Annotated in this window: 10 protein-coding genes; 1 reads left to right on the top strand and 9 read right to left on the bottom strand. The window is 69.6% G+C overall.

All coding sequences use genetic code 11. The features are described from left to right. Window positions 1-18: 18 nt before the first annotated feature. On the bottom strand, window positions 19-1,065 hold the full coding sequence (locus LRQ07_RS05530) for a winged helix DNA-binding domain-containing protein (protein ID WP_256536078.1): 1,047 nt from the start codon (window positions 1,063-1,065) through the stop codon (window positions 19-21). 44 nt (window positions 1,066-1,109) lie between these two features. Then, window positions 1,110-2,558, bottom strand: coding sequence for a glyceraldehyde-3-phosphate dehydrogenase (locus tag LRQ07_RS05525; protein ID WP_134353260.1), 1,449 nt, complete (start codon window positions 2,556-2,558; stop codon window positions 1,110-1,112). A 160-nt stretch (window positions 2,559-2,718) separates the two neighbouring features. On the opposite strand from LRQ07_RS05525, the gene LRQ07_RS05520 reads away from it, so the two are divergent. Continuing rightward, on the top strand, window positions 2,719-4,062 hold the full coding sequence (locus LRQ07_RS05520) for an amidohydrolase (RefSeq protein WP_256536077.1): 1,344 nt from the start codon (window positions 2,719-2,721) through the stop codon (window positions 4,060-4,062). A gap of 129 nt (window positions 4,063-4,191) precedes the next feature. Here the strand turns inward: LRQ07_RS05520 and LRQ07_RS05515 are convergent, their stop codons facing one another. The 7 genes from LRQ07_RS05515 to LRQ07_RS05485 all read right to left on the bottom strand — a co-directional run bounded on the left by LRQ07_RS05515 (window position 4,192) and on the right by LRQ07_RS05485 (window position 11,831). Further along, window positions 4,192-5,181, bottom strand: a complete 990-nt coding sequence (locus LRQ07_RS05515; protein ID WP_256536076.1) for a methyltransferase dimerization domain-containing protein — start codon at window positions 5,179-5,181, stop codon at window positions 4,192-4,194. A 73-nt stretch (window positions 5,182-5,254) separates the two neighbouring features. Next, window positions 5,255-5,953, bottom strand: coding sequence for an alpha/beta fold hydrolase (locus tag LRQ07_RS05510; protein WP_256536075.1), 699 nt, complete (start codon window positions 5,951-5,953; stop codon window positions 5,255-5,257). A 34-nt stretch (window positions 5,954-5,987) separates the two neighbouring features. After that, window positions 5,988-6,575 (bottom strand): TetR/AcrR family transcriptional regulator, encoded by a 588-nt coding sequence (locus LRQ07_RS05505; RefSeq protein WP_131494410.1) that lies wholly within the window; start codon window positions 6,573-6,575, stop codon window positions 5,988-5,990. A 47-nt stretch (window positions 6,576-6,622) separates the two neighbouring features. Beyond that, window positions 6,623-7,456, bottom strand: coding sequence for an ATP-binding cassette domain-containing protein (locus LRQ07_RS05500; protein ID WP_256536074.1), 834 nt, complete (start codon window positions 7,454-7,456; stop codon window positions 6,623-6,625). Continuing rightward, a complete protein-coding gene (locus LRQ07_RS05495; RefSeq protein WP_256536073.1) occupies window positions 7,453-9,288 on the bottom strand; it encodes a dipeptide/oligopeptide/nickel ABC transporter permease/ATP-binding protein in 1,836 nt (611 codons plus the stop codon). Before LRQ07_RS05495 ends, LRQ07_RS05500 begins: the two co-directional genes overlap by 4 nt. Next, window positions 9,285-10,226 carry an ABC transporter permease gene (locus LRQ07_RS05490; protein ID WP_256536072.1) on the bottom strand — a complete coding sequence of 314 codons (942 nt, stop codon included), beginning with the start codon at window positions 10,224-10,226 and terminating at the stop codon, window positions 9,285-9,287. Before LRQ07_RS05490 ends, LRQ07_RS05495 begins: the two co-directional genes overlap by 4 nt. Before the next feature lie 75 nt (window positions 10,227-10,301). Then, window positions 10,302-11,831, bottom strand: coding sequence for an ABC transporter substrate-binding protein (locus LRQ07_RS05485; protein WP_256536071.1), 1,530 nt, complete (start codon window positions 11,829-11,831; stop codon window positions 10,302-10,304). Window positions 11,832-11,934 lie beyond the last annotated feature (103 nt).

Raw genomic sequence — 11,934 nt, 5'->3', positions numbered from 1 at the left:
TCCTCGCGGCGAGCGGGGTCAGTCGTCGAGGAACCGTGCGAATCGCCCCAGAGCGGCGGTCACCCCTGCGGGATCGGCCGGGTCCGCGAAGAACTCGGGAGGTGCGTCACGCGTCGCGGTGGCGTGCGACCAGGTTCCGATCACGCGGCCCTGCTCGACGAGCGTCGCGCGCACCATCCCGTTCTTCCCCGGACCGACAGCCGCCAGATGCTCCGGGGCGCACACGTCCGTGCGGTCGGCGTAGGAGATGTAGTACTCGTCGAAGGCACCGAGCGCGTGGACGGCGGACGCATCCATCGTCCGTCGTGGTCGCCGGACTGCCGTGAACAGTCCCTCCTCGACCTCGACGACGCGCTCTGCCGCGCGCGCGGCGGCCTCGCGGGACTGCCCGAGCGTGAGTCCGGACCACCAGGAGAAGTCCGCGACACCCGCCGGACCGTGGCCGTCGATGTAGCGCACGAACAGCTCCGCGAGTGGGTCGTCGGGGCGCGCCGGGTCGGGGATGTGGTCCTCGACGAGGACGAACCGCTGCTCCCGCGTCACGCCGGCGCGCGGGGCGACGGGTCCCTGGCAGATGAGCCCGTCGATCGTGAGGGTGAAGAGCAGGTGGCTCCCCCGTTGCCCCGCGGGGTCGATGCCGATTCCCTCGAGGATCTCGAAGAGCTCGGCGCGGGTGCGGCCGCCGTCGCGCAGCGCCGGTGTCACCGCCCGCACGACCGCGCCGATCATGTCGTCGTCGATGCCGAGCTGTCGATGACGCGTCGCCGCCTGCTGGCGCTGCCGTGCGGCCGTGACCTCCAGCATCCAGCCGAGGTCACGCGCCGGAACCGTGTGCAGCGTGCCGCGCATGGTCCAGCCCCGCACGAGATCACCGCGATCGAAGGCGCGATCGACGTCGCGCAGGGTCACGTCTCCGCGGGTGCGCACCGCGAGGGCCCACCGACCGGCGGTGAAGTCCTGACTCTGTACGGCCAGCAGGTGATGCGCGGCGTCTTCCACCGTCGGCGTCGGCGCGGTGAGGCGATGCGAGCGGAGGCGCTCGGCGAGCAGGGTCGCGGACTTCATGACCCCATCATGCCGGGCGCCTCCGACGCCGCGCACGCGCCACGTCAGCCCTGCAGCGTCACCTCACGGCGCTCCGGGAGCACGATCGGGTGCGAGCCCGCCATGACCTCGAGCACGCGGATCACCTGGCAGGAGTAGCCGAACTCGTTGTCGTACCAGACGTAGAGGATGAGGGTGTCCTCGTCGGCGATCGTGGCGAGTCCGTCGACGATGCCGGCCCGGTGCGACCCGACGAAGTCGGTGGAGACCACGTCGGGGCTCTCGACGTAGTCGATCTGCTGACGCAGCTTCGAGTGCAGGGAGACGCGGCGCAGGTAGTCGTTGACCTGGTCCTTGGTCGCCGGACGCTCGATCGTCAGATGCAGCACCGCGAGCGAGACATCGGGGGTGGGGACGCGGATCGAGCTGCCCGTGAGCTTGCCCTCGAGCTGCGGGAGCGCCTTCGCGACGGCCTTCGCCGCACCGGTCTCGGTGATGACCATGTTGAGCACCGCCGAACGCCCGCGCCGGTCGCCCTTGTGGAAGTTGTCGATCAGGTTCTGATCGTTCGTGAACGAGTGCACCGTCTCGACGTGCCCCTTGACCACGCCGTAGGCCTCGTCGATCGCCGCGAGCACCGGTGTGATGGCGTTCGTCGTGCACGAGGCCGCGGAGACGATGCGGTCGGAGTCGGTGATGGTGTCGTCGTTGATCCCGTGCACGATGTTCTTGAGCGGGCTCTTGCCCGGAGCGGTGAGCAGGACCCGGGCGACCCCCTTCGACCGCAGATGCTGCGAGAGCCCCGCCTCGTCGCGCCAGCGGCCCGTGTTGTCGACCACGATGGCGTCGTCGATCCCGTGGGCGGTGTAATCGATGGTGGCGGGATCGTCGGAGTAGATCACCTGGATGCGGGTGCCGTTCGCGATGATCTGCTCGGCCTCCTCGTCGACCGTGACGGATCCGGCGAAGCGGCCGTGCACGGAATCGCGCAGCAGCAGCGATGCCCGCTTGACGAGGTCGTTCTCGGAGCCGCGCCGCACCACGATCGCGCGCAGCCGCAGACCGCTGCCGCCACCGGTGTGGGCGATGAGGATGCGGGCCAGCAGACGGCCGATGCGTCCGAAGCCGTAGAGCACGACGTCGGTGGGTTCGGCGGCGACGGCACCCATCGCGGGTGCCAGCACGTCGGCGAGGTAGGTCTCCAAGGACTCGCCGCTGGAGGCATGCCCGGCCACGAGACGGGCGACATCGAGCGAGGAGGCGCCGGGCGCGAGCGCGTGGATCGCTTCCAGCACGGCCAGGCTGTCTTCGATCGGGAGGCGCTCGTGTCCGAGCTGGGCCACGCGCTCGTGCACCTCGACGAGCCCGGTCGCCGACAGGCCGAGCAGGCGGTGCCCGTGGAGGGAGGTGACCACGTCGTGCTCCCGTCGAAGCGCCCCGATGAGCGGGATCATCCGCTCCGCCAGTTCTTCGCTCGCCGTCCAGTCTTCGCGGTGTGCCGCGGAATCGTTCATCTGCGTCCTTGCATGTGTGAGCGCGCACCGAGGTCACCGGCGCGCGGGTTGCCGGGTGATCGGGGGATGACTCCAGCGTACAAGCCCCGGAACCGCGCGCCGAATCCAGGTCTTCCCGGTCTCACCGCGGGTCCCGCTTTACGTCTACACTGGTGGAATAATGAGTGAGACACTGCCCGGCGACGACGCCGACCTGATCATCCGCGGCGGCCGCATCCACACCCTCGACGGGACGGACTCCATCGCCCACACCCTCGCCGTGCGAAACGGCGTGATCGTCGCCGTGGACGAAGCCGTCGCACCGCTCCGAGCGCGCACCACCCTCGAACTCGACGGGCGCACCGCGATCCCCGGCATCAACGACGCCCATCTGCACGCCGCCTGGCTCGGCGCGCGCTGGCCGCACCTGTTCTTCTCCGACACGTCATCCGCGGAGCAGCCGTCCGGGCGTCTCGTATCGAGCCGGGAAGAGCGGCGCACCGCCCTTCTCCGCGCGTGGGGCCTCCTCGCCGAACGCGGCATCACGAGCTACACCGAGCCCGGGATCGGCCCGGGAGAGGACGCCGGCGAGACCGGCTGCTTCGGCACGGCCATGCTCGACACTTACGGCGAGCTGCACCACGAAGGCGCCCAGACCTCGCGCGTGACCCTGCTCCGGCTGTTCGGCACGATCGACGGCGAGAGCACACTGGAGGACTTCGAGCGCGGGATCCGCACCCCTGCGCCGACACACGACCCCCGGTGGCTCGCGATCCCCGGGGTCAAGATCTTCGCCGACGGCATCCCGCCGATGGCCACCGCCTGGGTCGAGGAGCCCTACACGGACGGCAGCACCGGCGCCCTGCTCACGCGGGGCGGGGATGATCCGCTCTCCGCGTTCCAGCGCATGGTGGAGCTCGCCGCCTCCCGCGGCATGCAGATCGCCGTGCACGCGACCGGTGACCGCTCGATCGCGGAGTTCCTCGCCGTCCTGGAACGCCTCTCCGACGCACCCCGGCCGCCCGCGCCCCACTACGTCGTCCACGGAGACCTGGCCACTCCCGAGCAGATCGCCCGGATGGGCAGGGTCGACGCCGGATTCGCCGTGCAGCCGCTGATCGCCGCGCACACGCACTCCTGGGCAGCGCTCCAGCTCGGCGCAGCACGCCTCGCCACCGCCTGGCCCCTGGCGGCGATGCTCACCTCGGACACACTCACGACGGTGACCAGCGACTCGCCGATCGCGAGCCCGGACTGGCGGCTCGGCCTCGACGCCTCGCTCGGCCTGCTCGGCGATGCCGGCGTCGCCGATGACGCACGATCGCGCCGCCGCCTGCTGCGTTCGATGACGGTGGATGCCGCGCGACAGGACGGCGCGTCCGCCTGGAAGGGAACGCTCGAGATCGGGAAGGTCGCCGATCTGACGATCCTCGATGAGGATCCCCTGACTCCCGGGCGTCCGTTCTCCTCCCTCGAGGTCGAGCGCACGATGGTCGACGGCCGCACGGTGTTCACCCGCGAGTGAGCTCTCGCACGACCGAACGCGGGTGCGCACGGAAACGGCGGGCGGCATGTTCACGCATGCCGCCCGCCTCTGATCCCCCTCGGACCAGTCCATGAACCCCGGCGCCGGTCCCCCGACGCCGGGGTGGCCTCACACCGCGGTCGCCACGAGCACCCGGGGACTCCCCGGCAGAGCGACCTTCTCGCGCACCTCCCAGCCGGCATCACTCAGCCAGCCGCGCACCTGGGCTTCCGGATACACGACGGTCCCGTCGATCACGAGGTACTCCCCCGCATGCAGGGCGTCGAGTCCGCGCTGCGCCGGATCGTCGTCGAGGAAGAAGTCGAGCACGGTCAGGGTCGCCCCCGGTGCCGCCGCCGCTCGCAGATTGCGGAAGATCCGGGCGTTCTCCTCGGCACCGAAGCGGTGGATGACGTGGTTCGCGAAGATCGCGTCGTAGGCGCCCTCCGGCGCGGCGGTCGCGGTGTCGGCGACCTCCACCACGGCACGATCGGCGACCCCGGCCGCCTCGACGGCCTCGGCGATCCCGTCTTCGAAGCCGGGTGCGTACAGGAACGTCGTCCGCAGCTCGGGATTGCGCGCCATCACCGACAGCGCGAAGTCGGCCGACAGGCCGCCGAAGTCGAGCGCGTGGGTGGCACCGGAGAGGTCGAGGTGACGGCCGAACTCCTGTGCGTGCAGGCGGTTGTACGTCATCACCCCCGCCATGAACGTCGCCCAGCGGGCATCGTCCATCTGCAGATCGCCGGGCTCGGTGGTGTCGACCGTGTGCGCGAACTGGAGCCAGTGCGGGTAGCTGATCTCATCGAGGAACGTCAGGAAGGGCGCGAGGTCGATCGCGGCATCGGCACCGGTCAGATACGCGGCAGCATCCGGGGCGACGGCGTAGCGCCCGTCCGTGCGCACCAGGAGGCCCTTGGCGGCCATCGCATCGGCGAGCAGACGGGCGATGCGCTCGCCCACTCCGCACGTCTCGGCGATCGCCGCCACCGTGTCCGCTCCGCCGTCGACGGCACGGAAGAGGCCGATGCGGCTGGCGTGGAAGAGCTGCTTGGACGCCATGTACCCCGTGGCGATGTCGAGGATCCGTGCCGCATCCGCGGTGGGGGTGTCGGTCATGTGTGGGCCTTTCCTTATATTTCTACGATTGTTGGAATTAAACGGCAGAGGTGTTCCCGGTCGCGATTGCGGCTCAGTCCGCCAGGAAGTCGCGCACGGCAGCACGGAACTCCGCCGTGTGCAGGGCGGAGAGGTGATCGCCGGGGACGTGCTGCACACGGGCGCTCGGGAGCAGCCGCGCGAGGTCGTCGATCTCGGCCGCCATCGGATCGTCGGTGCCGCCCAGCAGCAGCACGGGCACGGCGATGCCCTCGGCCCGTGGCGCGAACGGCTCTGCGGCGAGACCCTCGATCAGGCCGATCAGGTCGTGCGGACGGTTGCCGGGCGACGACGCCATGTGCACGATCATGCCCGTGAGGGGATCCGTCGGCATGGCGCCACCGTCGACCGCGTCGCGTGCGGCGGCGAGGTCGACCTGCGTGAACGGCTCCCCCGCGCTGAGACCGCCGAGCACGAGGCGTCGCACGGCGACGCGCGGATGCGCCGCCAGATCCCACGCGAGGCGAGCCCCCAGCGAGTATCCGACCAGGTCGATCTCGTCGCTGCCGACGGCCGAGGCGAGTGCGTCCAGCACTGCGGTCGTGGGCGCCGTGCCGAGTGCCGGGCTCTCACCGTGCGCGGGGAGGTCGACCACCAGGCGGGAACGGTCGCCGACGACGCCGGCCCACTCGTGATCCGGCCAGTCCTGCGCTCCGCGCGACGCGAGGCCGTGCAGGAACACGACAGGACGCCCGGTGCCCTGGTGGCGCTCGAGGAACAGGGATGAGGTCATGACGCGCCGTCCTCTCGGACCCGGCGCGCCGTGCTCAGCGCAGGCGTGCCAGGAACTGGTCGATGTAGGTCTCGTAGTCGGCGATCCGCTCGCCGTCGGGATACATGAGGTTGATGACGGTCGCACCGACCGCCGCCGAGATGTACTCGTTCGCGAGCGGGCCGTAGTCCTGATCGCGGATCGACCCCTCGTCCCGCGCGGCCTCCATCCGCTCGATGAGAGAAGCACGCCAGGACGCCAGGTGTCCGCGATACAGCTCGGCCAGCGACTCGTTCGCCATGGCGTACTCCCACAGCGCGAGCAGCACCCGCCCCGCGGCGATCTGCTCCTGATCGCGAGGGATCGTCGCCTGCAGGAAGCCCCGCAGCGCGGCATCCGCGGACGTCGGCTCCTCGCCGGCGGCCTGCACGCCTTCGGACATCTGCTGGAGGATCGTCTCGAACGTCGCCGCGACGATGCTCTCCTTGCCCGGGAAGTAGTGCTTCAGCGCACCGTTCGCGAAGCCGGCCTCCGCCGCGATGCTGCGCATGGTCGCGGCCTCGAAGCCACCCTTCAGGATGATGCTCTTGGCGACCTCGACGATGTCCCGTCGACGCTGGTCGTGATCGATGATCTTCGGCATGAGGTCCTTCCGGCCGATTCCGAGGCGTGGGGTGATCGGGCCTGGAGCTACCGTACCGCCGCATCGCGCACCTCCCGCAGAGCGAGCCACTGGGCACGTCGCTGACGCTGCGCGACCGGGTCGGCGACGGGCGAGGCGAGGCGCAGCCGCTCGGAGTAGGGATGCTGCGGGGCACGGGTGACCTGCTCCCCCTCCCCGACCTCGACGAGCTCCCCGCGATACATGACCGCCACGCGGTGACAGACACGGCGCACGACACCGAGGTCATGAGAGACGAAGAGGTAGGCCACGCCGGTGTCGCGCTGCAGCTCGATGAACAGATCGAGGATCGTCGCCTGCGTGGTGAGGTCGAGGGCGCTGACGGGCTCGTCGCACACGATGAGGCGCGGCCCGCGGACGAGGGCTCGGGCGATCGCGATGCGCTGACGCTGGCCGCCCGAGAACTCACTGGGATAGCGATCCATGGCCGACTCCGGCAAGCGCACGCGGTCGAGCATCTCGCGCACCTTCGTCTCGGCGGCTCTCGTGCCGATACCGGTGGTGAGCAGCGGTTCGGCGAGGATGTCGCCGATCGTCATCGCGGGGTTGAGCGATCCGTACGGGTCTTGGAAGACGACCTGCACGTCATCCGCGAGCGCACGCCGGGCACGGCCGCCGAGCCTGCTGATCTCCTTGCCGTCGAAGCGGATGCTCCCGCCCGTGACGGGTGCGAGGCCGAGGATCGCCTTGCCGAGCGTCGACTTCCCCGAGCCGGATTCTCCGACGAGGCCCAGGCACTCACCCGGCGCGATGTCGAGGGATACGCCGTGCAGCGCGCGGAAGGCGTGTCGGCCACGGCCGTACTCCACGATCAGGTCGTCGACTTCGAGCAGGGCGCTCATGCGGTCACCTCCGTTCCGGTGCGGTCGAGTTCGGCGCGGCCCTCCGCATCGTCCAGCGACGCGGCGATCAGTTCGCGTGTGTATTCCTCGGCGGGTGACGCGAACAGCGAGTCGACCGGTCCTGTCTCGACGACGTCACCGCCGCGCATCACGATCACCCGGTCGCAGATGTCGGCCACGACGCCGAAGTTGTGGGTCACGATCAGCAGGGCCATGCCGTATTCGGCCTGCAGCTCTCGCAGGAGCTCGAGCACCTCGGCCTGCACCGTGACGTCGAGCGCCGTGGTCGGCTCGTCGGCCACGAGCAGAGACGGCTTGCCCGCGATCGCGCCGGCGATGAGCACGCGCTGCGCCATACCGCCCGAGACCTGGTGGGGGTAGCTGCGCATGACACGGTCGGGGTCGGTGAGGCCGACGCGCACGAGCATCGCTCGCGCCCGCTCCCTGGCCTCCGCCTTGCGGAGCCCGTGGGTGCGGCGCAGCGGCTCGATGAGCTGGTGGCCGATCGTGTACGACGGGTCGAGGTTGCTCATCGGTTCCTGGGGCACGTAGCCGATCTCACGTCCGAGCAGAGCGTGTCGCTGCTTCGGCGTCGCTTTCGTCACGTCGGCCCCGCCCACCCAGATGGCGTCGGCGGTCGCGCGCCCGCTGGACGGCAGCAGGTCGAGCACCGAGAACACGGTCTGTGACTTGCCGGAACCCGACTCGCCCACGATGCCGACGACCTCGCCTGGTGCCACGTCGAGGGTGACGCCGTGCACGACCTCGGTCTCGCCGGTCGGGGTGGCGTGCACGACCCGCAGGTTCTCGACGCGCAGCGCGGACTCCTCTGCGGTGTGCTGCGCGCTTCCGGTCGCGGGGGCGAGCGGCGTCGCGGTCCTGGCGGTGGTCCCGGCAGCCGTGCCTGCACCGGTACCGGCAGCCGTGCTGGCGGCGGTGCCGGACCGGCGGGAGACGCGCGGCGTGCGCACCTGTACCAGCTCGGCGAGCGTGGATCCCATGATCGCGAGCACCGCGATCGTGAGTCCGAGGGCGGCCGAGGGCCACAGCAGCATGAGCGGGTACGTGAGCATCAGGCGGAAGCCCTCGAGCATCATCGCGCCCCAGCTGGGCACGTTGGAGTCGCCGATGCCGAGGAACTGGAGACCGGCCTGCATGCCCATCGCGATGCCGGCGGTGAGGGCGGTCTGGATGATGACCGGCGGATACACGGCCTTGATGACGTGGCGGAAGATGATGCGCCCGTCGGACAGGCCTGACACGCGAGCGGCGTCGATGTAGGGCTCGCTGCGCACGGCCAGGGTCTGAGAGCGCGCGATGCGGAAGTAGCCGGGAACCATGAACACACCGACGGTGGCCATGAGCAGCTCGAAGTTGTTGCGGCTGCCCGCGGCGACCACGAGCAGGATGATCATTCCGGGGATCGACTGGAGAGCATCGCTGATCCAGGTGGCGATGCGGTCGAACGTGCCGCCGAAGTAGCCGGCCGCGACTCCGGACGGCACACCGATCACGAGCGCGGTGACGATCGTGATGAGCGCGCCCCACAGGGTCGTGCGCGTGCCGTAGATGAGTCGGCTCAGGATGTCCCGGCCGGTCGAGTCGCCGCCCAGGAGGTGCTCGGGCCCGGGAGGCGCCTTGGCCGCGGCGAGGTCGACGAAGTTCGGGTCCATCGGCGCGAGCAGGGGTGCGAAGACCCCGACGAGCACGATGAGCAGGAAGATCGCCAGCGGGATGTATCCGCCGGGGTGACGGAGAAAGCGACGGAAGAGGCTCGAGCGTCGCTTCTGCGCCGCTCGGTCGAAGGCGACCCGGATGTCTGTGGTGGTCATGCGACGCGCACCTTCGGGTTGATCCAGCCGAGCACGAGATCGAGCAGGAGGTTGATGAGGACGACGAAGACGATCGAGATGACCGTGATGCCGAGGAGCATCGGGATGTCGCCGTTCTGAGAGGACTGGTTGGTGAGCTGTCCGAGACCGGGGAGGCTGAAGATCTGCTCGACCACGATCGCGCCGGACAGCAGCCCCACGAACATCAGGGCGATGACGGTGAGGGCGGCGGGCGAGGCGTTGCGGAGGATGTGCAGGTTGACCCTGGTGGCGGAGAGACCCCGGCTGCGAAGCGTGCGCACCCAGTCCTGGCGGCTCTGCGCGATCACGGCGTTGCGCAGCTGCTCGGCGACGGCAACGATGCCGCCGAGGGCGAGCGAGATCGCCGGGAGGGTGATGGAGCGCAGCCATCCGTCCACGGATTGCGTCGGCGGCACGTAGCCGACGGCCGGGAACCACTTCAGCTGCACCGCGAGCCACATGACCAGCACGAGGCTCACCCAGAAGCCGGGGAGAGCGAAGAGCACGACCGAGATGCCCTTGATCACGCGGTCGAACCAGGTGCCGGGGCGGAGTCCGGTGACCATCCCGAACGTGACGCCGACGACCGCAGTGATCAGCGTCGCGAACGTCACCACCGACAGGGTCACGGGGACCTTGATCGCGAGCTGTGCGCTGACGGGCTGGAAGTTGCGCCAGGAGACGCCGAAGTCGAGCAGAGCCGCGTGCGAGAGCCAGTCCCAGAACTGCACGAGGAGCGGACGGTCGAGGCCGATCTTCTCGGCGAGCGCCGCCTGCTGAGCCGGACTCGCCGTGGTGCCCAGAAGCGAGGCCGTCGGGTCGCTGATGGCGAGATGGGCCAGGAAGAAGGTGCCGATCGAGACCGCGACGAGCAGGAGGATGCCGGACAGCACCCGCTTCGCCGTGAACAGGAACATGGGGGCCTCTCGGAGGATGGAGTCGGAGGGGGAAGGAAGCCGGGGCGGCCGGTGTCGCGGCCGCCCCGGCGGGCGTCAGCCCTGGGTGATGTAGCGGAGCGTCGGGAACATCATCCCCACGACGGGCTGCAGCTGGATGCCGGGCGCCGTGTAGTAGATGTTGTTCGCCTGGTACCAGACCGACCACCATGCCTGGTCGACGAGAGCCTTGTTGAGCTCCTTGACGGCGTCGGTCTGCGCGTCGCCGCGCTCGGTCTGGACCTTCTCGACGAGGGGAGCGATGACCTCGTTCTCCGCATAGTCGGGCGCGGGGTTGAACCACTGCACGCTGGTCACCTGGCGGGCGACGGTGGCGACGTCGTTGCCGTCCATCGCGAGGAACGAGATGAACATCGGGTAGTTCGGCGCGTTCAACTGGTAGTCGGGCATCTGCATGTTGTCCCACGTGACCTTCACGCCGAGCTCGTTGAGCGCCTGCTCGGCAGAGGGCTTCCACATCTCGAAGATGGGCGACATCGGCATCGAGATCTCGAAGCCGTCGGGGTAGCCGGCGTCCGCCAGCAATTGCTTGGCCTTGTCCATGTTGTAGGCGTAGGTGTCGTTGAGCGACGGATCGTTGATGGGGCCGCCGTCGGGGAACACCTGGTTGGTGGCGACGCCCGCTCCGCTGCCGACCGCGGCGAGGACCGCCGCTCCGTCGAACGCGTAGTTCAGCGCCTGCCGCACCTCGAGCTTGCCGAGCGGCTCGCTCTTCACGCCGGTGTGGTCGGTGATAACGAGGCCCGCCCATCCGGACACGCGTTCCGCGGTGTTCCACCCCTGCTGCTTCGCCTGCTCGAGGTTGGCGACGTCGCCGTACTGCACGTTGATCTGGCCGCTGAGCATGGCGTTGTGACGGGCGGTGGCATCGGTGATCGGGAAGATCGCGAGCTCGGAGAAGGGGTACGCGTCGGCGTCCCAGTGGTCGGCGGTCTTGGTGAAGTGGTACTCCGCACCGGCGACGCTCGTCGTGCTGTCGAGGACGTAGGGGCCGGAGCCGATGGGCTCGCTGCCCAGCGTGCCCGCTTCGATGGCGGCCGGGGAGGCGACGTAGCTGCGTCCGAGACCCATGAAGTAGAGGATCGTGTCGTCGCGCTGCGTGAGGGCGATGCGGACGGTGTCGTCGTCGACCTTCTCGAAGGAGGCGACGTTGACATAGGCCTCACCCGAGCGGGCACCCGCCTTGAGGTACTCGAGGCTCGTGATCACGGCGTCGACATCGACCGGGGTGCCGTCGCTGAACACGGCGTCGGTGCGGATGTCGAGGTCGATGCTGAGGTCGTCGTCGGCGACGGTCCATTCGGTGGCGAGTGAGGGGATCGGATCGCCCTCGGCGTCGAGGGCGATCAGAGCGTCGTAGACGGCGGAGAGATACGGGCCGTCGAAGCCGATGTCGGCGAGCGAGGGATCCCACGACGTGACGTCGAGGAAGTTCCCGATGTTGAGGGCGTCGGGGCTGTCGACCCCGCTGCCGTCGGACGGCGAGGGCGAGGCGCCGCCGCTGCAGCTGGTGAGGGCGAGCGTCACGGCGACAGCCGCGGCGAGCGCGAGGGGCATTCGTTTCATGATTCCTTCTCTCGGGTGCAGGGGGTGGTGAAGAAGGGTCGAGGTGCCGCTGATCGGAAGCCGGGTCCGACGTCACTTCGATGTGTCGTGCTGGTTAGTCTAC

Source organism: Microbacterium sp. J1-1, from assembly GCF_024498615.1.
Lineage (GTDB): Bacteria > Actinomycetota > Actinomycetes > Actinomycetales > Microbacteriaceae > Microbacterium > Microbacterium aurugineum.
Note: the sequence above shows the minus strand (reverse complement) of the source record. Positions and strands in the feature narration are given on the sequence as shown.